The sequence below is a fragment of the Streptomyces sp. NPDC020780 genome (assembly GCF_044334475.1).
Lineage (GTDB): Bacteria > Actinomycetota > Actinomycetes > Streptomycetales > Streptomycetaceae > Streptomyces.
This window is the reverse complement of record NZ_JBIRTB010000009.1, coordinates 320,305-344,212: the sequence shown is the minus strand read 5'-3', so window position 1 is coordinate 344,212 and position 23,908 is coordinate 320,305. Positions and strand designations below refer to the sequence as shown.

Sequence of the window (23,908 nt, the reverse complement as noted above, 5' to 3'; positions counted from 1 at the left end):
CACCACGGAGTCGTGGTGGCGGTGGTTCATGATCGGAAGGATCCTGATCGGATCACTGTCCGGAGGGGACCGCAGAGAGCAGGCGTCGTTGCCTGCGGTGTCTACGCTCTTGCCCGGCGGTCATGGAATTGAAACCGCCGGGTAACGGCTACTTATGTGTAGCTCTGCATAGCGTCTCATTTTAGGGTCGCCCCGGCCGATCCGCCCAGGGCCCTGCGCCACGACGTACGTCACACCGGGGTGAACACCGGGGGACGCCTTTTGCTTCCGGCCGCCGTTCCCGGCGGTCGCTCTCAGCTTCCGACCGCCACTCCGAAGAGGGTGCCCAAGCCGTAGGTGAGCGCCGCGGCGGCCCCGCCGAGCACGAGCTGGCGCAGTCCGCTGAACCACCAGCTGCGGGCCGTCACCCTGGCCACCAGGGCGCCGCAGGCGAACAGGCCGATCAGGGCGAGCAGCACGGCGGGCCACAGCGCGGACGCGCCGAGCAGGTACGGCAGGACGGGCAGCAGGGCGCCCAGCGCGAAGGCGCCGAAGGACGAGACGGCCGCGACGAGCGGGGACGGCAGGTCGCCCGGGTCGATGCCGAGCTCCTCGCGGGCGTGGATCTCCAGCGCCTGTTCGGGGTCCTTCGACAGCTGGCGCGCGACCTCCTGGGCGAGCGCGGGCTCGACACCCCGGGACTCGTACAGTTCGGCGAGCTCCCGCATCTCGTCCTTGGGGTGCTTGCGCAGCTCGCGGCGCTCGACGTCGAGCTCCGCCTCGACGAGTTCACGCTGGGAGGCGACGGAGGTGTACTCGCCGGCCGCCATGGAGAACGCGCCCGCGGCCAGCCCGGCCAGGCCGGTGATGACGATCGTCCGGTGGGAGACCGCTCCCCCGGCGACGCCGGTCATCAGGGCGAGGTTGGAGACGAGGCCGTCCATGGCGCCGAAGACCGCCGGGCGCAGCCAGCCGCCGTTCACGTCGCGGTGCGTGTGATTGTCGCGGTGCGCCTCGTGCAGTACGGCGTCGGTCTCGATGATGGCCACAGCTCTCCCCTTCTCCGGAACGGGCTTCTCGCGTTCCGCCCCCGCTCAACATCCTCGAAAGTACGCACGAAAAAGGCCTCCCGCCAGCAAGGAAGGCCGTACTTACCTGCCTCGGCGGCCGTCGTGCGGGCGTCAGCCGTGTGGCCGCTTTCCCGCCGGATCGGGCTCGCGCGGGACCTCGCGTGGAACGGATCGCACAGGCGGTGGACCGCCGGATGCGAGCGAAGGGTCGACGCGATGGAGCTGATGACGGGCAGGGCGGTGGAGCCGCCCTCGGGCAGCACGCCGGGTGGCACGGCCGACCGGGCGAGGGGCGCGTTGCTGGGGCTCGCGGTGGGGGACGCGCTCGGTGCCCCGGCGGAGAATCTGCGGCCGTCCGAGATCCGGCGCCGCTGGGGGCGGATCGAGGGCTTCGTGAGTGACGACCCGGCGGGGACGGACGACACGGAGTACGCCATCTTCTCGGGCCTGCTGCTGGCCCGGCACGGTTCGGCGCTGACGGTGTCCCACGTGGAACGGGCGTGGCACCACTGGATCGCCGACCTGGACGAGGGCCCGTTCCGGGGTGCCGGTTTCAGCGAGCGCGGCACGCTGGAGAACCTGCGCAGGGGTCTGGCGGCACCGATCTCGGCGCAGCACCGGCACGCGTGGAGCGACGGGCTCGCGATGCGGGCGGCGCCGTTCGGCGTCTTCGCGGCGGGTCGGCCGGCGGAGGCGGCGCGGCTGGTGGCGGTGGACGGGCGGGTCAGTCACGAGGGCGAGGGCATCTACGGCGGGCAGGCGGTCGCGGCGGGGGTGGCGGCCGCGATGGTGGGGTCCGGGCTGGCGTCGGTGATCGCCGCCGCGCTGTCGGTCGTACCTATGGACTCGTGGACGGCCCGCTCGCTGCGGCGCGCGGTGACGGCCGCGCAGCGCTCGTACCCGGACCGGCCGACGGCGGAGCGCGCGGTGCGCTCCGCGGTGGTGATCGGCGGCTATCCGTGGACGGACCTGGCGCCGGAGGCGGTGGGTCTGGCGTTCGGGGCGCTCACCGCGGCGCGCGGCGACTTCCGTACGGCGGTGCTGACGGCGGTGAACATGGGGCGGGACGCCGACACGACGGCGGCGGTCGCCGGGGCGCTGGCCGGGGCGCTGCACGGGGCGTCGGCGATTCCCCGGGACTGGGCGTCGGCGATCGGCCCGGTACGGGGCAGCTGTCTGCCGTCCATGCGGGGCTACCACGTGCTGGACATCGCGGAGCTGCTCACCCCGGACGACGGCGACTCCGCGGCCGGCGGGCCGGTCTCCGGTGGCGGGGAGGCCGGACGGTGACAGCCGCGCACGGGTCCACGGGCGGGCCCGCCCCGGGGCCCTCCGCCGGCTCGCCCTCCGCCGGCCCCGTCGGGCTCCGCGTCGCCGCGGAACCGTCCGGCGGCCCCCGGCCGGACCGTACGGCCGGGGCGCGGGCCGGTGAGCGGCGGCGCCCGGCTCCCGGCCGCCTGGCGAGGACCGAGGGGCTGCTGCTCGGACTGGCGGCCGGGGACGCGGCCGGCTGGCCCGCCGCCCGGCACCGGGCGGCGCGGATGCCCGAATGGACCCGGCGGCTCACCCGGGAGCTGGACACCTTCGCGGAGCAGAACGCGACGACGACCCTGCCGGTGCCCATCGCGCTCAACCAGCCGCCCGAGCCGCTGCGGCTCGGCCCGTCCGACGACGCCGAGTGGGCCGCGTTCGCCGCCCGTACGGTGCTGGCCGCGGCCGCCGACCACGCGCCCGGCCTCTCCCCCGGCCACCGGATGCGGGACGCGATCGACCGCTCGTGGAACGCCCTGGCCGCCGAGGTGGCCGCCGCCAGCGCCCGGGCCCCCGAGGTGGAGTCCGCGGTCCTGCCGCTCCGGGCCCGGATCTCCGTACGGGCCGGGCTCGGCAATCTGGCGGCGGGGCTGCGTCCTCCGGCCACCGGGCACGACAATCCGCACTACTTCGACGACGCGGCCTGCGTGAGGGCCGCCGTCCTGGCGGTGGTGCACCCCGGTGACCCCGCGGCCGCCGCCGGGCTCGCCGAGTTCGACGCCCGGTACACCCAGGACGGTGACGGGGTGCACGGTGCCCGGGCGGTCGCCGCCGCGATCGCCGAGGCGCTGGCCGGGGCGGACGTCGACACCGTGGTGAACGCGGCGCTCGCCCGGCTGCCCGAGGGCACCGAGATCGCCCGCAACGCCGTGCACGCGGTGCGGCTGGCCCGGGAGTTCGCGGGCGAGGCGGCGGGCGCCTTCGCCCTCGTCCCCGTCCTGGAACACCAGATCGTCGACCACGTCTACAGCTACGGCATCGCCGCGGCCGAGACCGTACCGGTCGCCCTCGCCCTGGCCACCGCGGCCCGGGGCGACATCGCGCAGGCCGTCCCCGCCGCGGCCTGCCTGTCCCGGGTCGCCGACTCCGCTCCCGCCCTGGCCGGGGCGCTGACCGGAGCCCTGGGCGGGATCGGCACCGTCCCCGCGGGCTGGCGGGAGGCCTGCCGCACGCTGGCGGGGTGCGCGCTGCCCCGGCTCGCCGGGACCGACCTGATGGAACTCGCCGGACTGCTGGCAGCCACGGAACCAGCCTCTCCGGGTGGACAATCCCGGCATGACACCCAGAATGCCCGCACCGTACGCGGCAGGCACGACCACCACGGCGCTCACGCTCGATGACCGGATCACCGGAGCGCTCGTCGGCGCGGCCGTCGGCGACGCGCTCGGCGGACCCGTCGAGGGCTGGACCCCCGAGCAGATCGCCGAGCGGCACGGCGGCCGGGTGACCGGCGTCGTCGGCCCCTGGCACGGGGACGACTGGCGTACCGCGCGCCCCATCGCCCCGTACCACAAGGGCGACGGACACGTCACCGACGACACCCTGATGACGCACGCCCTGGTCCGGGTCTACGGCGCGGTCCGCGACCACCTCGACGCGTACGCCGTGGCGGACCACCTCGTACCGGACCTGATGTCACGGCCCCGCTGGATCCCGGAACTGGAGGCGGAGGCGCTTCCCCTGCAGCGGATCTTCCTCGCCGAGAAGTGGATCGTCACCCGGCTGCACTACGGCCACGCCGACCCCCGCGAGGCGGGCTGCGGGAACATCGTCAACTGCGGGGCCGCGATGTACATGGCCCCGGTGGGCCTGGTAAACGCCGCTCACCCCGAGGCGGCGTACGCGGAGGCGCTGGACGTGACGGGGGCCCATCAGTCCTCGTACGGGCGGGAGGCGGCCGGGGTGCTCGCCGCCGCCGTCGCCGCCGCCTGTGCCCCCGGCGCCACGCCCGCCTCCGTCGTCGAGACCTGCCTGACGCTCGCCAAGGACGGCACCCGGTCGGCGATCGAGGCGGTGTGCGAGACGGCACAGCGCTACACCGACTTCGAGTCCGCGCTGGCTCCGCTGCGCGCCGCCGTGGCCCCCTTCGACACCGTCGGCCCCCATTACCGCGAGCCCTCGCTCGGTGCCCGCCGCCCCTCCCGGTTGCACTCGATCGAGGAACTGCCGGTCGCGCTCGGCATGCTGCTCGTCGGCGGGGGCGACTACCGGCACACGGTCCTCGGCTCGGTCAACTACGGGCGTGACTGCGACTCGATCGCCACGATGAGCGGCGCGCTCGCGGGCGCTCTGCACGGTGAGCGGGCGGTCCCCACGGGCTGGGCGAAGACGGTGGCCGAGGCCAGCCGCCTGGACCTGCACGCCCCGGCGCGGACGCTGGCGGCGGTGGCCCGTGAGATCTTCGGACGCGACACGGCCCGGCGCCGCGCGCACGAGGCGGCGTTCGTGTCACTGGCGGGCGAGCGGTGACCGTCCGGCTGACGTGGGTCCAGCCCGAGGACCTGGTGGGGCACGAGCTGCGGCAGGCGGCGCAGGACGGCCGGGACGCCGGGGACATCGAGCGCCGCTGGCACGCGGCGGGCGGCGCCCCGGCACCGGAGCGCGCGGGCGCCTCGCAGCCGCCCGCGCCACCCCGGCTGCGCGCCCTCGCCGAACAGCTGCTCGACGAACTCGGCTCGCTCGCGAACCCGTCGGCGGACGACGAGCCGACCGGCCTGTCCGCCATCCGGGCCGCCTGCCCGCGCTGGCCGGCGTCCCGCACCCGCGCCGTGTCCGTCGACCCCGAACGGCTGCACGCCGCCTGGCTCGGCCGTGCCGTCGGCTGCCTGCTGGGCAAGCCCGTCGAGAAGCTGCCGCTCGACAGCATCCGCGCGCTGGCCCGCGCCACCGGAAACTGGCCGCTCACCACCTGGTTCACCGCCCGGGGACTGCCCGCCGAACTGGCCGCCGCACACCCGTGGAACCGCCGCTCGGCCCCCACTTCCCTCGCCGAGAACATCGACGGCATGCCGGAGGACGACGACCTCAACTTCCCGTTGCTCACCGTGCTGCTGCTCCAGCGGTACGGGCACGGGTTCAGCACGGCCGATCTCGCCCGGCTCTGGCTCGACGAACTCCCCGCCGGCCGCGTCTTCACCGCCGAGCGCATCGCCTACCGCAACCTGCTGGACGGCGTCGAGCCGCCGGACACCGCCCGCCACCGCAACCCGTTCCGCGAATGGATCGGCGCCCAGATCCGGGCCGACGTGCACGGCTGGACCCACCCGGCGGACCCGGCCGCGGCCGCCGCGCAGGCCCACCGCGACGCGGTGCTCACGCACACGGCCAACGGCGTCTACGGCGCGATGTTCACGGCCGCCGCGCTCGCCGAGGCGGCCGGCGGCGAGACGGACGTCCACGGCTGCCTGGCCGCCGGCCTGCGGGTGGTGCCGCCGCGCTCCCGGTACGCGCGAGCGGTGCGCCTCGGCATCGGGACGGCCCGCGCCGAACCGGACTTCGACCTGGTGGTGGACCGGCTGCACGCCGTGTACGCGCCCACCCACCACTGGGTGCACGTCCTGCCCAACGCGGCGTTGCTGACCGCCGCCCTCACCCACGCGGACGGCGACTTCGGCCGCTCCGTCTGCCGCGCGGTGTCCGGCGGCTGGGACACCGACTCCAACGGCGCGACGGCCGGCTCGCTCGCGGGCCTGCTCGCCGGGCGGCCCTCCGCGCTGCCCGACCACTGGACCGCACCCCTCAAGAACCGGCTCGCCACCTCCGTGGGCGGCTTCGGCTCCCTCGGCTTCGACACCCTCGCCGCACTGACCTACCAGGAGGTACGCCGCCCATGACCGTGATCGCGGTGCTCGGCAGCACCAACATGGACCTTGTCGCCTACGTCCCCCGGGCCCCCGGACGCGGGGAGACCGTCACCGGGCGGGAGTTGCGTACCGTTCCCGGCGGCAAGGGTGCCAACCAGGCCGTCGCCGCGGCCCGCGCGGGCGGTGACGTGCTGATGATCGGCGCCGTCGGAACCGACGAGTACGGTTCACGGCTCCGGGCGAACCTGGAGCACGCCGGCGTGGACACGGACCTCCTGCACACCGCCGCGGGCCCCAGCGGCACCGCGCACATCGTCGTCGACGACGAGGGCGCCAACGCGATCGTGGTGATCCCCGGCGCCAACGGCACCGTGACCTCCCTCGGCCCCGGTGAGACCGCGGCGATCGCGGCGGCGGACCTGCTCCTGCTCCAGCTGGAGCTTCCCCTCACCGCCGTCACCGAAGGGGCCCGGAGCGCCCGGTCCCGGGGCGTGCGGACGATCCTCACCCCCTCCCCCGTACAGCCTCTGCCGTCCCGGCTGCTGGACTGCGTCGACCTGCTGGTCCCGAACGAGCACGAGGCGGCGGCGCTCTCCGGGTGCGGGGAACCGCACGCGGCGGCGGAGATGCTGCTCCGGCAGGTCCCGGAGGTCGTGATCACGCTCGGCCCGAAGGGCTGCCTCTACGCGGCCAGGGGCGGTGAGGCGGTCCTGTTCCCCGCTCCCGGGGTCACCGCCGTGGACACGACCGGTGCCGGCGACACCTTCGTCGGCACGCTGGCCGTGGCCCTCGGCGAGGGGCGCCCCATGCCCGAGGCGCTGGCGTGGGCATCGTCGGCCGCGGCCCTCTGCGTGCAGAGACCGGGCGCATCGACGTCGATGCCGTACCGAAGCGAGATCGGTGCCGCATGACTCCTTCCACGACGCCGCCGCCCCTGGCCGGTCTGCGGGTGCTGGACCTCGCCACGCTGTTCGCCGGGCCTCTCGCGGCCACGATGCTGGGTGACTTCGGGGCCGACGTGATCAAGGTGGAACATCCCCGCAGGCCCGACCCCTCGCGCGGGCACGGTCCGGCGAAGGACGGCATCGGCCTGTGGTGGAAACTCCTCGGCCGCAACAAGCGCGCGCTGACGCTCGACCTGTCCAGCCCAGGCGGCCGGGACCTGCTGCTGCGCCTGGCCGAGGAGACCGACGTGATCGTCGAGAACTTCCGGCCGGGGACGCTGGAACGCTGGGGCATCGGCTGGGAGGAACTGCGCGCCGTCAACCCCCGCCTGGTGCTGGCCCGGGTCACGGGCTTCGGCCAGCGCGGCCCGTACGCGCAGCGGCCGGGCTTCGGCACGCTCGCCGAGGCGATGAGCGGCTTCGCGGCCGTCACCGGGGAGCCGGACGGGCCGCCGACCCTCCCGCCGTTCGGGCTCGCCGACTCGATCGCCGCGCTCGCCACGGCGTACGCGGTGATGACGGCCCTCGCGGGACGTGACGCCACGGGGCTGGGCCAGGTGGTCGACATGGCGATCATCGAGCCGATCCTGATGGTGCTGGGGCCGCAGACGCTCTGGTACGACCAGCTCGGCTACGTCCAGCCCCGTACCGGCAACCGTTCCCGGAACAACGCCCCGCGCAACACCTATCGCACCTCGGACGGTCACTGGGTGGCCGTCTCCACCTCGGCCCAGTCGGTCGCCGAGCGCGTCATGCGGCTGGTGGGCCGCCCAGAACTGACCCGGGAGCCGTGGTTCGCGTCAGGGACCACCCGCGCCGAGCACGCCGACGAGCTCGACGAGGCGGTGGGCCACTGGATCGCCCGGCGCACCCGGGAGGAGGTGGTGTCCGCGTTCGAGAAGGCGGAGGCGGCCGTCGCCCCGGTCCAGGACGTACGGGACGTGATGGAGGACCCCCAGTACCGTGCGCTGGGCACGATCACCGAGGTCGACGATCCGGAGCTGGGGCCGTTGAGGATGCAGAACGTGCTGTTCCGGCTCTCCCGGACCCCGGGGGCGATCCGCTGGGCGGGCCGGCCGCACGGGGCCGACACGGAGGAGATCCTGACGGAACTGGGCCTCACGGCCGCCCGGATCGCGGCGCTCCGGGCCGAGGGCGCGCTGTGAGCGTGAGCGCGGCGAGGCCGCGGACGGTGGCGCTGACCTGGCTGTACGTCCCCGGGGACCGGCCGGACGTGGTCCACAAGGCGCTCGGCACGGGCGCGGACGTGGTGATCGTCGACCTGGAGGACGCGGTGGCGCCCGACCGCAAGGAGTACGCGCGGGCGGCGACCGCGGAGCTCCTCGCGGACCCGGCCACGGCGGATCCGGCGGCGGTGCCGGTCCATGTACGGGTGCACGGCGAGGACGACGTGACGGCCCTGGCGGGTCTGCCCGGGCTCGCCGGACTGCGGCTGCCCAAGACCACCCATGCGGCGTCCGTGCACCATGTGGCGGCGCTGGCGCCGGGCGTGCCGCTGTATCCGCTGCTGGAGTCGGCGCTGGCGGTCGAGCACGCCTACTCGATCGCCGGGGCGCACCACGACGTACGGGGCATCGCGCTGGGCGAGTCGGACCTGCGGGCCGACCTGGGCGTACGGGAGGACGCGGGGCTCGACTGGCCGCGCGGCCGGTTGGTGGTCGCCGCCCGGGCGGCCGGGCTCGACCCGCCCGTCATGTCGGTGTTCCCCGACGTCCGGGACCTGTCGGGGCTGCGGGCGTCCTGCGCGCACGGGCGGCGGCTGGGGCTGCTCGGCCGGGCCGCGATCCATCCCCGGCAGCTGCCGGTCATCGAGCAGGCGTTCCGGCCCACGGCGGGGGAGATCGAGGCGGCGGAACAGATCCTGGAGGCCTCACGGGAGCGGGCGGGAGCGCAGGCGCTGCCGGACGGGCGGTTCGTGGACGCGGCGGTGGTGGCGACGGCGGAGCGCACGCTGACGCTGGCCCGGCGGAGCTGACCGCGGGCCGGGAGGGAAGCGGCCGAGGAGGCCGGCGCGGGACCGCAGGCAGAGGCCGGATCCGGACTCCGGAGGCGTCGGGCGGGACCGACGCCCGGAAGCCGGGGCGATACCGCCGGAAGGGCCCGGCGCGGGACCGCCGCCATAAGCCCGCGCGGATCCTCGAACACGCCGGAGCCCGGCCGACCGCGGAAGCAGACGCATGGCCCACAGAAGCAGCCCGCGCAGCACCCACGACCGAAGCCGGAGCCGGACCCTCGAACACGCCGGAGCCCGGCCGACCGCGGAAGCAGACGCAGGGCCCACAGAAGCAGCCCGCGCAGCACCCACGACACAAGCCTGCGCGCCCGCGCCAGCCGCGCAGGCCTGGCAAGCCGGCCGGCGAAGCCCGGCCGGAGCAGGAACGACGGAAGGGGCTGCCGGACCTCGTGGTCCGGCAGCCCCTTCCTCGGGTACGTCGCGCGTCAGCTCTTGTCGGCCTTCTGCGGAACCCCGTCGGCCTCGGGATTGTTCGCCCCCGCCCCGGCGGCGTCCGCCTCGGCCTGAGCCCCGGGCTCCTCGGTGTCCGGCTCGCCGGCCCCGGCCGGCTCCGTGTCCCCGGCCGCCTCCTTGTCCTCGGCCGCCTCCGTGTCCTCGGCCGCCTCCACCGCGGAGGGTTCGACGACCTCCTCGCGGCCCGGGCGCACCTTCGCCGAGATAACGATGTACGTCACCGCGAGGACGAAGACGATGACGGCGGTCCACACGTTGAGCCGGAGACCCAGCACGTGGTGGGCCTCGTCGACGCGCATGTACTCGATCCACGCGCGCCCCGTGCAGTAGGCCGCGACGTACAGGGCGAACGCCCGGCCGTGCCCGAGCGTGAAGCGGCGGTCGGCCCAGATGACGAGGAGGGCGACGCCGACGCACCACAGGGACTCGTACAGGAACGTCGGGTGGTAGGTGCCCGCCACCCGGTTGGTGCCCTCACTGATCTTCAGCGCCCACGGCAGGTCCGTCGGCTTGCCGTACAGCTCCTGGTTGAACCAGTTGCCCCAGCGGCCGATCGCCTGGGCGAAGGCGATGCCGGGTGCCAGCGCGTCCGCCCAGGCGGGCAGCGGGATCCCGCGGCGGCGGCAGCCGATCCAGGCACCGACCGCGCCGAGCGCGATCGCGCCCCAGATACCGAGTCCGCCCTCCCAGATCTTGAAGGCGTCGACCCAGTCCTCACCGTCGCTGAAGTACAGCTGGTAGTCCGTGATGACGTGGTAGAGCCTGCCGCCGACGAGGCCGAAGGGGACGGCCCAGACGGCGATGTCGGCGACGGTGCCGGCACGGCCGCCCCTGGCGATCCAGCGCTTGTTGCCGAACCAGACGGCGACGAAGACACCGATGATGATGCAGAACGCGTAGCCGCGGAGCGGGATCGGGCCGAGCTCGATCACCCCGGTCGACGGGCTGGGAATGAAGGCAAGGTTCATGACGAGGACGACGCTACCCTGCCGGACAGGACGTACGGCAAGCCGCGGGGCAACTTCTGGGTAACGAGCACCCCGGGACGCGCCCCCGGAGGGCGGCTACGACGCCGAGGGAGACGCCCCGACCGTGCCCGGTTTCTTGCCCTTGTCGGCCTCGGTCACCCACTTCTCGAGGTTGGCGACGGAGATCTCCTCGTTCCCCTTCTTCGGGAAGACGGGCTCCCCGTTCAGCAGGACGGTCGGAGTGCCCTGGAACCCGCCCGCGGCGAAGGCCTTGTCGGACTTCTGCACCCAGCTGTCGTGCGTCCCGTCCTGCACACAGCTACGGAAGGCCGGTGTGTCCAGGCCCTCCACCTTCCCGGCCAGCTCGATCAGCCTGCTGTTCTCACCGAAGGCGTCGTCGGTCTCGGCGGGCTGGTTGCGGTAGAGGACGTCGTGGTACGGGGCGAACTTACCGACGTCCTGGGCGCAGGCCGCCGCGTTGCCCGCCCGCAGCGATCCGTCACCGCCGAGATTGCCGTCGATGATCGTGGCCAGGTGGTACTCCACCTTGATCCGGCCGCTGTCCGCCATGTCGGTGATCGTCTTGCGGAACGCGTTCTCGAACTGGGCACAGACCGGACAGCGGAAGTCCTCCCAGACGGTGAGCGTGGACGGCGCGTCGTCGGCGCCGACCTGGATGGCGAGTCCGTCCTTGCCGGTCGCCCCGGACGGGGTGACGGCCGGTCCGGCCTGACTGTCCTTGCCGCTCTTGCCCGCGTTGGCGGCGATCAGGCCGATCACGGCGGCGAGCGCCAGGACCCCCACCACCGCGGCGGAGACGATCAGCGTGCGGCGACGGCGCTGCCGGGCGCGGTCCTGCTCACGCTGCTGGACGAGCCGGTCTCGCGCGGCCCTCTTTCGGTCTTCGTTCTTCTCGCTCACACCGCGCCAACGAACCGGGGAGGCACGTGAGCGCCTCCCCGGTACCAGGTCCACCCGTACGGGTGACGAGCGGTGTCAGCGCTGTCGAACGCCTTCGGCCAGTTCGCCCGCCAGCTCACGGACGGCGGTGAGACCGGCCACCTCGTCCGGGGCGTCGAGCATCCGCTTGACGAAGGCGGAACCGACGATCACGCCGTCGGCGAAGCCCGCGACCTGCCGGGCGTGCTCGGCCGTGGAGACGCCGATACCGACGCAGACCGGGAGGTCCGTGGTGGCACGGGTGCGTCCCACCAGCTCCTGGGCCTGCTCCCCGACCGACTCGCGGGTGCCGGTGACCCCCATCAGCGAGGAGGCGTAGACGAAGCCGGAGCCCGCCGCCGTGATGGTGGCGAGACGCGCGTCCTTGCTGCTCGGCGCGACGACGAAGACGGTGGCGAGGCCGTGCTTCCCGGCGTGCTCGCGCCACAGCGCGGACTCCTGGACCGGCAGGTCGGGCAGGATGCACCCGGCGCCTCCCGCCGCGGCGAGCTCGGCGGTGAAGCGCTCCACGCCGTACCGGTCGACGGGGTTCCAGTACGTCATGACGAGGATGGGTGCGCCCGTCGCCTCGTACGCCTCGCGGACCGTGCGCATGATGTCGGCGATCCTGACGCCGCCGCGCAGCGCGATGTCGTCGGCGGTCTGGATGACCGGGCCGTCGAGCACGGGGTCGCTGTGCGGCAGCCCCACCTCGATGATGTCGGCGCCGCCCGCGACGGCCGCCTTGATCGCCTCGATGCCGGCGTCGACGGTCGGGAAGCCGCCGGGCAGGTAGACGATGAGGGCGGCCCTGTCCTCGGCGCGGGCGCGTGCGAAGGTCTCACCCAGCAGGCCGATGGTGCCGGTGTGCGTACCGGTGGTCATGACTGGGGCTCCCCCTCCGCGTCGGCGGCGACCTCGCCGTCGATGTCGTACAGCCCGAAGTACCGGGCCGCCGTGTCCATGTCCTTGTCGCCGCGGCCGGACAGGTTGACCAGGATCAGCCCCGCCGTGCCGAGCTCCTGCCCGACCTCCAGCGCGCCGGCCAGCGCGTGCGCGCTCTCGATGGCCGGGATGATCCCCTCGGTGCGGGAGAGCAGGCGCAGCGCCCGCATGGCGGCGTCGTCGGTCACCGCGCGGTACTCACCGCGGCCGCTGTCCTTGAGGTAGGCGTGCTCCGGGCCGATGCCCGGGTAGTCGAGGCCGGCCGAGATCGAGTACGGCTCGGTGATCTGGCCCTCGTCGTCCTGGAGGACGTAGGAGCGGGAGCCGTGCAGGATGCCGGGTTCGCCGGCGGTGAGGGTCGCGGCGTGCTCGCCGGTCTCGACGCCGTGTCCGGCGGGCTCGCAGCCGACGAGCCGGACACCCGCGTCCGGGATGAAGGCGTGGAAGAGGCCGATGGCGTTGGAGCCGCCCCCGACGCAGGCGACCGCGGCGTCGGGGAGCCGTCCGGTGCGCTCCAGGAGCTGACGGCGGGCCTCGACGCCGATCACGCGGTGGAAGTCGCGGACCATGGCGGGGAAAGGGTGCGGACCGGCGACCGTGCCGAAGAGGTAGTGGGTGCGGTCCACGTTGGCGACCCAGTCGCGGAACGCCTCGTTGATGGCGTCCTTGAGCGTCCGCGAGCCGGACTTCACGGCGATGACCTCGGCGCCGAGAATCCGCATGCGCGCGACGTTCAGCGCCTGGCGTTCGGTGTCGATCTCACCCATGTAGATGGTGCACTCGAGCCCGAAGAGGGCGCAGGCGGTCGCCGTGGCGACACCGTGCTGTCCGGCGCCGGTCTCCGCGATGACCCGGGTCTTGCCCATGCGCTTGGTGAGGAGTGCCTGCCCCAGCACGTTGTTGATCTTGTGCGAGCCGGTGTGGTTGAGATCCTCCCGCTTGAGGAAGACCCGGGCGCCACCGGCGTGCTCGGCGAAGCGCGGGACCTCGGTCAGGGCGCTGGGGCGGCCGGTGTAGTCGGCCATGAGTGCGTTGAGCTCGGCGGCGAAGGTGGGGTCGGCCTTGGCCTTGGCGTATTCGACGGCCACCTCGTCCACGGCGGCGACCAGCGCCTCCGGGATGAACGTGCCACCGAACGCGCCGAAGTACCCCTCGGCGCTGGGGATCAGACCCTCGGGGTCCGGGATGAAGAAGTCGGACGACATTGCGAGATGCTCCTCGGCCTTGCGACGGGTGGGTTCACCGTATGCGCCGTGGGCGGAGCGCCGCGCCGGCCGGGGACGGTCGGTGCGGTGGGTCGTGCCGGTCACTCCGGACGGGTGCCCGGGGGGACGCTGCGACGGCCGGGGCTCGCTACGGCGCGGACCCCGTGCGCCATCGCATGCCGTTGACCTGTCCGGGTTCGTCTCCGATGACGTACCGCACCCGCCGGCCGTGCACGCGGCGCGCGGGCGCGCGGCAGCCGCGCGGGCGGCAGCCGCGTGCCAGGGGCGCGTGCGGGTCCCGGGCCGGGGCCCCGGCGGGGCGCAGGCCCGGCCGGATGCGCGACGCGGGGCGGTCGGCGGTCATGGGAAGGGGTCAGCCCCGTCCGTGCCGGAGCGCGGGGTGGGCGCCGGCGGCGACGAGGTCGGCGACGGCTGCCCGGGGGTCGCGGCCGGTGACCAGCGACTCGCCGACGAGCACGGCGTCCGCGCCGGCGTTGGCGTAGGCGATCAGGTCGTGCGGGCCGCGCACACCCGACTCGGCCACCTTGACGATGTGGTCGGGGATCTCGGGCGCGACACGTTCGAACGTGGACCGGTCGACCTTGAGGTCCTTCAGGTTGCGCGCGTTCACGCCGATGACCTTCGCTCCGGCGTCCACGGCACGCTCCGCCTCCTCCTCGTCGTGCGCCTCGACGAGCGGCGTGAGGCCGATCGACTCGGCGCGCTCGATGAGCGAGACCAGGGCTTCCTGGTCGAGGGCGGCGACGATCAGCAGGGCGAGGTCGGCACCGTAGGCCCGTGCCTCCCACAGCTGGTACGAGGTGACGATGAAGTCCTTGCGGAGGATCGGGATGTCCACCTTGGCGCGGACGGCCTCCAGGTCCGCGAGCGAGCCGCCGAAGCGGCGCTCCTCGGTGAGGACCGAGATGACGGACGCGCCGCCGGCCTCGTAGTCCGCGGCGAGCGCGGCCGGGTCGGCGATGGCGGCCAGGGCCCCCTTGGAGGGGCTGGAGCGCTTGACCTCGCAGATGACGGTCACGCCCTCGCCGCGCAGGGCGGCGACTCCGTCCTTGGCCCCGGGAGCGCGGGCCGCGCGCTCCTTGAGCTCGTCGAGGCTGACGCGCGCCTGCCGCTCTGCGAGGTCGGCGCGAACGCCGTCGATGATCTCGTCGAGCACACTCACGCGAGCGGCCCCCTTCCGGAAGGATGATGAGGGAACAGGATCAGCCACTCCGATGGTATCCGCCAGAAGCCCGAGGGCCCGCATCCGGTGACCGCACGTCCCACCACCTGGGCACTCACGGGGCCAGGGCGGCGCCGACCGGCAGGTTCCGGACGACGGAGAAGACGACCAGGACCGCCCCCGCGGCCCACCAGTAGGCGGGCGCGAGGCCGATGCGCAGGGGCGCTCCCCGGCCGGCCCGGATCATCCAGAGCACCCAGACGGCAGCGAACACGGCGTAGCCGACGACGGCCAGGGCGTTGGAGCCGAGGGCCGCGGCCAGGTCGCCGTGGGCGACGTCGTAGGCGCTGCGCAGCCCCCCGCACCCCGGGCAGAGCAGGCCCGTGAGGCGGAGCAGGGGGCAGACCGGGTAGTGGCCGGGCTCGTGGGGGTCGACCGTGGCCACGTAGCCGAAGGCGCCGACGACGGCGGCCATGACGCCGGTGGGCGTGGCGAGCCGCCGGAACCGGGAGGCCGGCGCGGGGGCCGCGGGAAACACGGGCCCGTGGCCGGCGGGCGTCCCCGGCGGCGGGCCGGGGTGCCGCGGTGCGTGCGGTACGGGCTCGGGGGCGGGGGGAGATGCTGAGGCGTCCACCCGGCGATTGTCCCCGCTGACGTGCGAAGGCGCAGCCCCGTCCGGGCTGCGCCTCACGTGTCGTCTGCCGGCACGGTGCTCAGGAGCTGGTCTGGGCCTGCCCGGCGCGGGCCCTGGCCTCGGCCAGTTCGCTGGACTCCTTCGGCATGCCGAGACCGGCCATCTTCATGGCGAGACCGACGACCCCGCCGAGGAGGACGACGGCGATACCGGCCCAGAAGCCGAGCGGGTTCGCCGCGACCATGAAGAGGCCCGCGATGCAGAAGCCGATGAAGGAGATGATGACACCGGTCCAGGCGGCCGGGGTGTGTCCGTGGCTGCTGCCCGCCATGAGTTGCTCCTCGTTGGTGTTGCGCTGTAGGTGTCGCTGTTCGGGAAGGTGAAGGTGACGCTGTGCGGCAAGAGGTGACGCTGTTCGGAAAGCTCACTGCCATTGTCCCGTACGTGCCGGTGGGACCTGAGCGTGGGGGTCATGCCTCGCGCGTCGGGTCCTCGCCGCGGTCCAGGGCCTTCCAGAGGTCCTCGGGCCGGTCGGGGTCCGGGGCGGCGGGCGCGGCCCGGCGGGGTCGCGGGGTGCCGTCGCGTTCGTAGCGGCCCGACATGGCGGGCCACCGGCTGCCGTACCGCAGGGCGAGGAGCCCGGCGAGCAGGAGCAGCGCTCCGCCGACGGCCGTGACGTAGGGCCAGGCGGTGTGGCTGAGGGCCTCGACGGTGGCGGCGGTGTCGCCGGTGCTCTGTGCGGCCTTCTCGTCCAGGGCTGCGCTGTCGGAGGCGCCCGCCCAGGCGCTCACCGCGGCGCCGAGGCCGCTGAGGGCCAGCAGCCCGGCGACGATCGCCCGTCCGCCGCGGCGGACGGCGAACACGGCGACCAGGGCGGCCAGGCCGACGACGGCGAGGGCCGCAGGGAGGCCGGTGACGTCCTGGCCGTCCGCGCTCAGCGGCAGGGTGCCGCCGCCGACGGACGCCTCCCCCTCGGCCCAGGTCCGGCCGGAGGCGAGGAGGACGACGGTGGCTCCGGCCGCCCCGAGGATCAGGCCGGCGGCCAGGCTGCGGCGGCTTCCGGCGCTGTCGGACGGGGAAGCGGATGCGGATCGGGCACGGGGCTGGGGTACGGAGACAGCACTCACGTCCTCCACTATCCCCTACGGCTTCGGACCTCCCGGCAGTCGGGGGCGGTCTCAGGGGACGCGGAGCCGGTTCGCCGTGTGCACGGCGCGCAGGACCGCAGCGGCCTTGTTGCGGCACTCGGTGTCCTCGCCGACCGGGTCGGAGTCGGCGACGACACCCGCTCCCGCCTGCACGTACGCGGTGCCGTCGCGCAGCAGGGCCGTCCGGATGGCGATGGCCGTGTCGGAGTCCCCGGCGAAGTCGAGGTAGCCCACGCAGCCGCCGTACAGGCCGCGGCGGGTGGGTTCGAGCTCCTCGATGATCTGCAGCGCGCGCGGTTTGGGCGCCCCGGAGAGGGTGCCCGCCGGGAAGCAGGCGGTGAGGACGTCGAAGGCGCTGCGGCCCGCGGCGACGCGGCCGGTGACGGTGGAGACGATGTGCATGACGTGGGAGTACCGCTCGACCGACATGAAGTCGACGACCTCGACACTGCCGGGCTCGCACACGCGTCCGAGGTCGTTGCGGCCGAGGTCGACCAGCATCAGGTGCTCGGCGCGCTCCTTGGGGTCGGCGAGGAGTTCGTCGCCGAGCGCCTGGTCCTCCTGCGGGGTGGCGCCCCGGTGCCTGGTCCCGGCGATCGGGTGGACCATGGCCCGGCCGTCCTCGACCTTGACGAGCGCTTCCGGGCTGGATCCGACGACATCGAAGCCGTCGAAGCGGAAGAGGTACATGTACGGCGAGGGGTTGGTGGCGCGCAGGACCCGGTAGACGTCCAGCGCGCTCGCCGTGCACGGTGTCTCGAAGCGCTGGGAGGGCACGACCTGGAAGGCCTCGCCGGCCCTGATCCGCTCCTTGATCTCCTCGACGGCGTCCTGGTAGGCCGCGCCGCCCCACAGGGCGGTGTAGGGCGGGAGTTCGGAGGGCGGCAGGACGGCGGGGGTGTTCTCCACGGACCGGGAGAGGTCCCTCTCCATGGCGTCGAGGCGGGCGACCGCGTCGGCGTACGCCTCGTCGACGCCGGTGTCCAGGTCGTTGTGGTTGATCGCGTTGGCGATCAGCAGGACGGTGCCGTCGCCGTGGTCGAGCACGGCGAGGTCCGAGGTGAGCAGCATCGTCAGTTCGGGCAGCCTCAGGTCGTCGCCGCCGTGCTCGGTGATCTTCTCCAGCCGGCGTACGACGTCGTATCCGAGGTAGCCGACCATGCCTCCGGTGAAGGGCGGCAGTCCCTCGTCGGCGACCAGGTCGCGCGGGGTGTGCAGGGTCTCGACGGTGGCGCGCAGGGCCTGCAGCGGATCGCCCTCGCGGGGGACGCCGACGGGTGGGGTGCCGATCCAGTGGGCCCGGCCGTCGCGGGCGGTGAGCGTGGCGGCGCTGCGTACCCCGATGAACGAGTAGCGGGACCAGGTGCGGCCGTTCTCCGCGGACTCGAGGAGGAACGTACCGGTGCGCTCGGCCGCGAGCTTGCGGTAGAGCCCGACCGGGGTGTCACCGTCGGCGAGCAGGCGGCGGCTGACGGGGATGACGCGCCGGTCGACGGCGAGCTTGCGGAACGTCTCGAGATCCATGGCGGATGACCTTACTGGGACGGGGCGAGCGGGAGGACGTCCGCGTCGAAGCAGGTGCGGTCGCCGGTGTGGCAGGCGGCGCCGGTCTGGTCGACCCTCACCAGGACGGTGTCGGCGTCGCAGTCCAGGGCGACCGACCTGACCCGCTGGACGTGGCCGGAGGTGTCCCCCTTGACCCAGTACTCCTGGCGGCTGCGGGACCAGTAGGTGCAGCGGCCCGTGGTGAGCGTACGGTGCAGGGCCTCGTCGTCCATCCAGCCGAGCATCAGCACCTCCCCCGTGTCGTACTGCTGTGCGATTGCGGGGATCAGGCCGTCGGGGCCGCGCTTGAGGCGGGCCGCGATGGCCGGGTCGAGACTGCTGGCGGGCGCGGGGCCGGGCGTGCTGGTCATGCGCCCATTGTGCCGCGCCGGGCGGAGCCCTCCGGGCGCGCGTCCACTGGGCGGACCGCGGGCGGCGGCCGTACGCTGGCGGGCATGTCGACCCATGCCAAGCGTGAACGTCTTCTGCTCGCCGACCTGTTGGAAGCGGCGGGCCCCGAGGCCCCGACCCTGTGCAACGGCTGGAAAACCCGTGACCTGGCCGCCCACGTCGTCGTACGCGAGCGCCGGGCGGACGCGGCGGGCGGCCTCGTGCTGGGCGCGCTGAAGAACCGGCTGGAGCGCGTGCAGGCCGAGTTCGCCGCGAAGCCGTACGAGGAACTGCTCCAGCTCATCCGCACGGGCCCGCCCCGGATGTCGCCCTTCGGCCTGAAGCAGCTGGACGAGGCGGCGAACACCGTCGAGTTCTACCTCCACGCGGAGGACGTGCGCCGCGCCCAGCCCGACTGGTCGCGGCGCGACCTGGACCCGGTCTTCGCCGACACGCTGTGGTCGCGCACCGAGAAGACGGCCCGGATCATGGGCCGCCGGGCACCGGTGGGTCTGGTGCTGCGCCGCCCGGACGGCCAGACGGTGGTGGCCCACAAGGGCACCCCGGTGGTGACGGTCACCGGGGAGCCGGGTGAGCTGCTGCTGTTCGCCGCGGGGCGCCAGGACGCCGCCCGGGTCGAACTGGACGGAGACAAGGACGCGCTGGCCCGGCTCCGGACGGCCGAACTCGGCCTGTGACCTGCCCGCCGCCCCCGGACCGGCGGCCGCGTACCGCGCCGCGTTACTGCGGGGCCGGGTGCGGGCCGGTCGGCGGGGCCGGGGTACGGCCTCCCGCCTGCGGGGCCCGCGACCCGTTCAGCCCACCAGCAGCCGACGGGCCGCCAGCGCGAGGGACACCTCGACCGCGTCCGAGGGTCGCGTCAGGCAGCGGCCCGTCAGCTGCTCGAACCGCCGCAGCCTGTTCAGCACGGTGTTGCGGTGGCAGTACAGCCGCGCCCCCGCCCGCTGCGCGGACCCGTCCGAGTCGAGCCAAGCGGTCAGTGTCTCGATGAGCACGTCCTGGTCCGCCGGGTCGAGCCGTCCGAGCGGGCCGAGGACCCGGTCGGCGAGCGCCGTGCCGAGCGCGGGCGAGGAGACGACGAGGGCGGCCGGCAGGTGCTCGTCCAGCAGGACGGTACCCCCGGACGCCGGGCACGCCCGCAACGCGGTCTCGGCGAGGCGCCGGGCGTCACCGACCGAGGCGAGCCCCTCGACCACCGAGCTGATGCCGGTCCTGGTGCCGGGCGGAGCCGTCAGCCCGGCGGCCACCGCGGCGAGTTCGCCCCGCCCGGGCGGACCGGCCGCCGCCCCGGCCGCGTCGGCCGTCGGCGGGGCCCCCGCACCGGTGTCCCTCGCGCACGGGGGTTCCGAGCCCCCGTCGCCCGCCCCCAGCGGCAGGATCGCCAACTCCGTGCCGTTCCCCGCGTGCCAGAGGGCCGGCACCCCCGCCGCGAGGTCCAGCGGCGGGGGTGCCGGCCCGCACCGTGCGGGACCCGGCGGCCGGTGGCCACGGCCAGCACCGCGTACCGGCCCTGGACGGGGAGCCCGAGCATCGCAGCCGCGTCCGGCAGGTCCGCGATGCGGGCGGTGCCGTCCAGCAGGGCCGCCGTCATCAGGCACTGCCGGTTCTCACGGCGCCAGACGAGCCGGCGCTCGGCCTGCCGATAGGCCTCGGCCACCACCCCGCAGTGCACGTCGACGAAGTTCCAGACGTCCGCCGCGACGTGGACCAGCAGCCGGACGTCCTCCGGGTGGCGCCGGGCGGTCTCGTCGACCAGGTCCTGCCACACCATCGCCCCGCCCATCCGGAAGGCGTGCAGGACGGCGTCGAGCGGTACACCCTGTTCGGCGCGCGTCCCGCCGATCCACCGGGAGGTGCGGTGGGCGGCGTCACGTTACTCCCGGGGCTGGATCAGGGAGGCGACGTTGTGCCGCAGCGAGTGGTGGACCTCCTGCCAGATCTCGGCGGGCTCCGTCTCGATCGCCGTGCGGTAGCCGGGCTCCTGCTCCCGCAGGGCCTCGACGAGCCGGTCCGTGAGCTCCGGCAGCCCTTCCAGCAGCACCCGGGCCGCACGGTGGAGTACGGCGACGGCCTCGCGGTCGGCCAGGGACGTGAAGCGGCGCGGCAGCGGTGCGGCGGGGGGCGGCCCGTGCAGCGCCCTGATCCGTGAACGTACGACCTGCGGCATGGCGGCCTCCACCGGGAATCGGCCGGCTCCGGACACTCCGACCCGGTGCGCCCGGCCCGGCGTCGGGCAGGCGCACACCGAATGATCCTGACGACCGCAGAATGGCATACCGCCCGGTCGGTACCTAGGGGTCTGCGTCGTTCTTGTCATCACGGTCCTGCAACCACCCCCTCACGCGGCGGCGTCACGGGCGGCCCGGACGTCCACCCGACGGGGCAGGGGCCCTACCGGTCCAGCAGCCGGGCGAGTTCGGTCCGGGACCGGACGCCCAGCGCGGCGAAGACGTTGCGCAGGTGGTGGTCGACGGTCCGCGGGCTCACCGAGAGCCGCACCGCCACCTCACGGTTGGTGGCGCCCTCGGCCACGCAGCGCGCGATCCGCTGCTGCTGCGGGGTCAGCCCGGCCAGCGGGTCCCCGCCGCCCTGGTCCGGCACGTCCACCGCCTCTCCCGCCGCCCGCAGTTCACCCCCGGCCCGGTCGGCCCATACGCGGGCCGAGCAGCGTTCGAACGCGACGAGCGCGTCGCGCAGCGGGCCGCGGGCCTCCCTCGGGCGGCGCCGCCGGCGCAGGGACTGGCCGTGGAGCAGCTGCGTGCGGGCACGCTCGAAGTCGCCCCCGGCGCGGTCGTGGTGGCTCAGGGCCTCCTCGTACCGCGCCGCGGCCTCCTCGGGCGGCGCCAGCAGTGCACGGCAGCGGGCCAGCTGAGCGGGTACCTGGGGGTCGGTGGTCCGGGCGGTCCACAGTGCGAACTCCGCTACGGCGTGGTCGAGTTCGGCCGGCTCCTGGTCAGCGCGGCCGGAGAGCACCACCGCCTCGACGTAGCAGGGCACGGCCAGCAGCCGGGTGGCGAAGTGCCCCGTCCTCGGCCCGGGCCGCACGAGCGGCCCGAGCCGGACGGCCGCCTCACCGGGCCGGCCGGCCGCCAGGTCCGCGCGGGCGACCGCCCAGGTGGCGAGCGTCGCCGCCTGCGTCAGGCCGTGCGGTCCGGCGCCCGAGAGCGCCGCCTCGGCATGGGCGGCGCAGGCTTCGGCGGGCCCTTCCACGGAGGCGGCGAGGGCCAGCACGGCGTGCAGATGGGTGGCCGCGTTGGGCTGCCCGGTGCGCCGGGCGGCGTGCAGTCCCTCCAAAGCGTGGGCCCGCGCCCGCGCGTGGCGGCCGACGCGCAGTTCGGCGTAGGCCAGCCGTTCGAGGGCGCGCGGCAGCAGGGCGTCCGGCCCCCGGGTGCGTACGGCGGCCAGGGCCCGGGCACCGGTCCGGCAGGCCGCGTCGACCTCGCCGAGCACCAGGGCCGCGACGCCCGCGCGGAGGAGTTCGCCCGGGTCCTCGGCCCGGTCGGACCGGTCCAGGCAGGACCGCAGGAGGGCGTGCCCGCGGTCGGTGCGGCCGCCGAGCACGGCGCACATGCCGGCCCGGTACCGGGCCATGGCCCGGTCGGCCGCGGCGACCGGGATACGGGTCATGGCGTCCAGGTAGGCGATGGCGTCCCCCAGGTCCCAGGCGGCATCCGCCGCGCCGAACAGGGCCTCCAGGGCGCGTCGCGGGTCGTGCGGGGCGAGCAGTGCGGCCGCGGCCAGCAGGGCCTCGCGGGCGTCCGCGGCGGGTCCGTCGCCGAGGGTGAGCATGCCGCGTACGTACGGTGCGACGCCCCCCGCGGTGTGGGCGCCGGCCCGGGCGAGCAGGGCGCGGGCCCGGCCGGGGTCGCCGGCGAGCCGGGCGTGGTCGGCCGCCGCGGTGAAGCGTGCGGCGCGCTGTACGTCGTCGGTGGAGAGCGCGGCGGCGTGGGCCAGCGCGGCGGACCGCTCGGTGTGCGGGCGGGGGGCGAGGGCCGCCGCCTCCAGCTGCCCTGCGAGGGCGGCGTCCGGCCCCGGTGCGGCGCAGGCCCGCTGGACGAGGGCGGGCAGCGGGGGTGCGCCGCGGCCGGTGAGCAGGGCTGCGAGCAGTTCGTGTGCGGCCCTGCGCCGCCCGGGCGGGGCCCGGTGCAGGACCGCACGGCGCAGCAGCGGGTGGCTGAAGTGCACCCGGCCGCCCGCGCGCCGGAGGGCGCCCGCGGTCCCGGCGGGGGCGGACAGGACCCGGTCGAGGTGGGCGGTGGCGAGCCCTGCGCGCGCCCCGGCCCGCAGGAGCAGGGCCGCGTCCGTGCCGGCCCCCTCCGGTTCGTGCTCCTCGGCTGCCGCGGCCAGCAGGAGCAGGGTGTGGGTGTCCGGCGGGAGCCCGTCGAGGTGGGCGGCGTGGGCGTCGAGGACGCTCTCGGCCCCGGGCAGCGGATACGGCAGCGCGGTGCGGCCGGCGAGCTGGTCGGGGGTGAGGCGGCCGGCGAGCCCGGCCAGGAGCCGCGGGTTCCCGGCCGCCTCACGCAGGAGTTCGCCGCGTACGACAGGGTCGACCTCACCGCCGGCGGTGAGCCGGTCCAGGAGCGCGGCCGACGCGTCGCCGTCCAGGGGCGTGAGGCGCAACACGGGCAGTCCGGTGAAGCTCGTCTCGTCGGCGGCGCCGATCACCACGGCGACCCGGCTGCCGGTGCCCAGTCTGCGGGCGGCGAAGCCGAGCGCGGCCCGGGAGTCGGGGTCCCAGTCGTGTGCGTCGTCCACGCAGACCAGCAGGGGCCGCTGGGCGCCCATGTCCTTCAGCAGGCCGAGGAGGCCGTCGGGGGTGATGCCGGAGCGCAGGACCCGGTCGGGTGCGACGGGCAGCGGGCCGGGTGCGGAACAGAGCAGGGCGTGCAGTCCGCTGTAGGGCAGCCGTTGTTCGACGGGGGCCGCGGCGGCGTACAGGACGGTTCCGTCGCGTCCGTCGCGGTGGCCGGTGACCGCCTCGCGCAGCAGGGCGGTGCGCCCGAGGCCGGGCGGGGAGGTCAGTACGAGCGCTCCGCCGTCCCCCTGCCACAGCCGGCACAACAGGGTTTCCAGGACGGCGAGTTCACCGCTGCGGCCGTACAGCCGGAGCGGACTGTGCACGGTCGTCGATGGGGTCACGCTCTCACGATACTGATCCGTGAACAGTGCCGGAAGGTTGACCTCCGCACCGTCCGGCGGGGGGTCGCGGTACGGTGCCGGCTCCCAACGCGGGGCCGCCCTGGCTGTGCGCGGGCACAGTCCGGACCGGGTCGGCCGCGTGGCGCCGGTGACCTCCGCGCAGGGGGCCCGCAGACCTGACGTCACGTCATGGTCC

21 protein-coding genes and 1 pseudogene are annotated in these 23,908 nt (G+C 74.9%); 8 read left to right on the top strand and 14 right to left on the bottom strand.

The window, feature by feature from the left end:
• Nucleotides 1–293: 293 nt before the first annotated feature.
• Complete coding sequence (locus ACH4VO_RS20070; protein ID WP_069172369.1) at nucleotides 294–1,028, bottom strand: VIT1/CCC1 transporter family protein; 735 nt, start codon at nucleotides 1,026–1,028, stop codon at nucleotides 294–296.
• 246 nt (nucleotides 1,029–1,274) lie between these two features.
• Here ACH4VO_RS20070 and ACH4VO_RS20065 point away from each other — a divergent pair, with 246 nt between their 5' ends.
• The 7 genes from ACH4VO_RS20065 to ACH4VO_RS20035 are packed head-to-tail and all read left to right on the top strand — an operon-like array spanning nucleotide 1,275 to nucleotide 9,103.
• On the top strand, nucleotides 1,275–2,339 hold the full coding sequence (locus ACH4VO_RS20065; RefSeq protein WP_360996230.1) for an ADP-ribosylglycohydrolase family protein: 1,065 nt from the start codon (nucleotides 1,275–1,277) through the stop codon (nucleotides 2,337–2,339).
• On the top strand, nucleotides 2,336–3,700 hold the full coding sequence (locus ACH4VO_RS20060) for an ADP-ribosylglycohydrolase family protein (protein WP_398441072.1): 1,365 nt from the start codon (nucleotides 2,336–2,338) through the stop codon (nucleotides 3,698–3,700). Before ACH4VO_RS20065 ends, ACH4VO_RS20060 begins: the two co-directional genes overlap by 4 nt.
• Nucleotides 3,636–4,829 (top strand): ADP-ribosylglycohydrolase family protein, encoded by a 1,194-nt coding sequence (locus tag ACH4VO_RS20055; RefSeq protein ID WP_360996139.1) that lies wholly within the window; start codon nucleotides 3,636–3,638, stop codon nucleotides 4,827–4,829. Before ACH4VO_RS20060 ends, ACH4VO_RS20055 begins: the two co-directional genes overlap by 65 nt.
• Nucleotides 4,826–6,193, top strand: a complete 1,368-nt coding sequence (locus ACH4VO_RS20050; RefSeq protein WP_360996136.1) for an ADP-ribosylglycohydrolase family protein — start codon at nucleotides 4,826–4,828, stop codon at nucleotides 6,191–6,193. The genes ACH4VO_RS20055 and ACH4VO_RS20050 overlap by 4 nt, the downstream gene beginning before the upstream one ends.
• Nucleotides 6,190–7,074: a ribokinase gene (gene rbsK / locus ACH4VO_RS20045; RefSeq protein ID WP_360996133.1), complete on the top strand. Its 885-nt coding sequence runs from the start codon at nucleotides 6,190–6,192 to the stop codon at nucleotides 7,072–7,074. The genes ACH4VO_RS20050 and rbsK overlap by 4 nt, the downstream gene beginning before the upstream one ends.
• Nucleotides 7,071–8,273 (top strand): CoA transferase, encoded by a 1,203-nt coding sequence (locus ACH4VO_RS20040; protein WP_360996130.1) that lies wholly within the window; start codon nucleotides 7,071–7,073, stop codon nucleotides 8,271–8,273. The genes rbsK and ACH4VO_RS20040 overlap by 4 nt, the downstream gene beginning before the upstream one ends.
• Before the next feature lie 2 nt (nucleotides 8,274–8,275).
• Nucleotides 8,276–9,103: a CoA ester lyase gene (locus tag ACH4VO_RS20035; protein WP_360996127.1), complete on the top strand. Its 828-nt coding sequence runs from the start codon at nucleotides 8,276–8,278 to the stop codon at nucleotides 9,101–9,103.
• A 464-nt stretch (nucleotides 9,104–9,567) separates the two neighbouring features.
• Here the strand turns inward: ACH4VO_RS20035 and lgt are convergent, their stop codons facing one another.
• From lgt to hisI, 11 genes are all read right to left on the bottom strand, one after another.
• Nucleotides 9,568–10,563 (bottom strand): prolipoprotein diacylglyceryl transferase, encoded by a 996-nt coding sequence (lgt, locus tag ACH4VO_RS20030; RefSeq protein WP_360996125.1) that lies wholly within the window; start codon nucleotides 10,561–10,563, stop codon nucleotides 9,568–9,570.
• A gap of 96 nt (nucleotides 10,564–10,659) precedes the next feature.
• Nucleotides 10,660–11,484, bottom strand: coding sequence for a thioredoxin domain-containing protein (locus ACH4VO_RS20025; protein WP_360996122.1), 825 nt, complete (start codon nucleotides 11,482–11,484; stop codon nucleotides 10,660–10,662).
• A gap of 75 nt (nucleotides 11,485–11,559) precedes the next feature.
• Nucleotides 11,560–12,387, bottom strand: coding sequence for a tryptophan synthase subunit alpha (trpA, locus tag ACH4VO_RS20020; protein WP_360996119.1), 828 nt, complete (start codon nucleotides 12,385–12,387; stop codon nucleotides 11,560–11,562).
• Complete coding sequence (gene trpB, locus ACH4VO_RS20015) at nucleotides 12,384–13,652, bottom strand: tryptophan synthase subunit beta (protein WP_360996115.1); 1,269 nt, start codon at nucleotides 13,650–13,652, stop codon at nucleotides 12,384–12,386. Before trpB ends, trpA begins: the two co-directional genes overlap by 4 nt.
• A 148-nt stretch (nucleotides 13,653–13,800) precedes the next feature.
• Entirely contained in the window at nucleotides 13,801–14,016 is a 216-nt protein-coding gene (trpM, locus tag ACH4VO_RS20010) for a tryptophan biosynthesis modulator TrpM (protein WP_360996112.1), read from the bottom strand.
• 9 nt (nucleotides 14,017–14,025) lie between these two features.
• Entirely contained in the window at nucleotides 14,026–14,835 is an 810-nt protein-coding gene (gene trpC, locus ACH4VO_RS20005; RefSeq protein ID WP_360996110.1) for an indole-3-glycerol phosphate synthase TrpC, read from the bottom strand.
• A gap of 115 nt (nucleotides 14,836–14,950) precedes the next feature.
• Nucleotides 14,951–15,469 (bottom strand): DUF2752 domain-containing protein, encoded by a 519-nt coding sequence (locus ACH4VO_RS20000; protein ID WP_398441067.1) that lies wholly within the window; start codon nucleotides 15,467–15,469, stop codon nucleotides 14,951–14,953.
• Between the two features lie 79 nt (nucleotides 15,470–15,548).
• A complete protein-coding gene (locus ACH4VO_RS19995) occupies nucleotides 15,549–15,800 on the bottom strand; it encodes an HGxxPAAW family protein (RefSeq protein WP_360996108.1) in 252 nt (83 codons plus the stop codon).
• A gap of 139 nt (nucleotides 15,801–15,939) precedes the next feature.
• On the bottom strand, nucleotides 15,940–16,605 hold the full coding sequence (locus tag ACH4VO_RS19990) for a TIGR02234 family membrane protein (RefSeq protein WP_360996105.1): 666 nt from the start codon (nucleotides 16,603–16,605) through the stop codon (nucleotides 15,940–15,942).
• A 42-nt stretch (nucleotides 16,606–16,647) separates the two neighbouring features.
• Entirely contained in the window at nucleotides 16,648–18,141 is a 1,494-nt protein-coding gene (locus ACH4VO_RS19985) for an anthranilate synthase component I (protein WP_360996103.1), read from the bottom strand.
• Between the two features lie 11 nt (nucleotides 18,142–18,152).
• Nucleotides 18,153–18,533: a phosphoribosyl-AMP cyclohydrolase gene (hisI, locus tag ACH4VO_RS19980; protein WP_360996099.1), complete on the bottom strand. Its 381-nt coding sequence runs from the start codon at nucleotides 18,531–18,533 to the stop codon at nucleotides 18,153–18,155.
• 84 nt (nucleotides 18,534–18,617) lie between these two features.
• Here hisI and ACH4VO_RS19975 point away from each other — a divergent pair, with 84 nt between their 5' ends.
• Nucleotides 18,618–19,250 (top strand): TIGR03085 family metal-binding protein, encoded by a 633-nt coding sequence (locus tag ACH4VO_RS19975; protein ID WP_360996096.1) that lies wholly within the window; start codon nucleotides 18,618–18,620, stop codon nucleotides 19,248–19,250.
• Between the two features lie 117 nt (nucleotides 19,251–19,367).
• On the opposite strand, the pseudogene ACH4VO_RS19970 reads toward ACH4VO_RS19975, so the two are convergent.
• Together ACH4VO_RS19970 and ACH4VO_RS19965 are read right to left on the bottom strand one after the other, a co-directional pair.
• Nucleotides 19,368–20,740 (bottom strand): annotated as a pseudogene (locus ACH4VO_RS19970) (PucR family transcriptional regulator).
• Between the two features lie 224 nt (nucleotides 20,741–20,964).
• Complete coding sequence (locus ACH4VO_RS19965; protein ID WP_360996093.1) at nucleotides 20,965–23,712, bottom strand: LuxR family transcriptional regulator; 2,748 nt, start codon at nucleotides 23,710–23,712, stop codon at nucleotides 20,965–20,967.
• Nucleotides 23,713–23,908: the final 196 nt, after the last annotated feature.

What these genes read in the sequence shown, in the direction of transcription:
- ACH4VO_RS20065 (WP_360996230.1), top strand. Translation starts at nt 1,275, where the DNA reads ATGACGGGCAGGGCGGTGGAGCCGCCCTCGGGCAGCACGCCGGGTGGC.
- ACH4VO_RS20055 (WP_360996139.1), top strand. Translation starts at nt 3,636, where the DNA reads ATGACACCCAGAATGCCCGCACCGTACGCGGCAGGCACGACCACCACG.
- rbsK (WP_360996133.1), top strand. Translation starts at nt 6,190, where the DNA reads ATGACCGTGATCGCGGTGCTCGGCAGCACCAACATGGACCTTGTCGCC.
- ACH4VO_RS20040 (WP_360996130.1), top strand. Translation starts at nt 7,071, where the DNA reads ATGACTCCTTCCACGACGCCGCCGCCCCTGGCCGGTCTGCGGGTGCTG.
- lgt (WP_360996125.1), bottom strand. Translation starts at nt 10,563, where the DNA reads ATGAACCTTGCCTTCATTCCCAGCCCGTCGACCGGGGTGATCGAGCTC.
- trpA (WP_360996119.1), bottom strand. Translation starts at nt 12,387, where the DNA reads ATGACCACCGGTACGCACACCGGCACCATCGGCCTGCTGGGTGAGACC.
- trpB (WP_360996115.1), bottom strand. Translation starts at nt 13,652, where the DNA reads ATGTCGTCCGACTTCTTCATCCCGGACCCCGAGGGTCTGATCCCCAGC.
- trpM (WP_360996112.1), bottom strand. Translation starts at nt 14,016, where the DNA reads ATGACCGCCGACCGCCCCGCGTCGCGCATCCGGCCGGGCCTGCGCCCC.
- ACH4VO_RS19995 (WP_360996108.1), bottom strand. Translation starts at nt 15,800, where the DNA reads ATGGCGGGCAGCAGCCACGGACACACCCCGGCCGCCTGGACCGGTGTC.
- ACH4VO_RS19985 (WP_360996103.1), bottom strand. Translation starts at nt 18,141, where the DNA reads ATGGATCTCGAGACGTTCCGCAAGCTCGCCGTCGACCGGCGCGTCATC.
- hisI (WP_360996099.1), bottom strand. Translation starts at nt 18,533, where the DNA reads ATGACCAGCACGCCCGGCCCCGCGCCCGCCAGCAGTCTCGACCCGGCC.
- ACH4VO_RS19975 (WP_360996096.1), top strand. Translation starts at nt 18,618, where the DNA reads ATGTCGACCCATGCCAAGCGTGAACGTCTTCTGCTCGCCGACCTGTTG.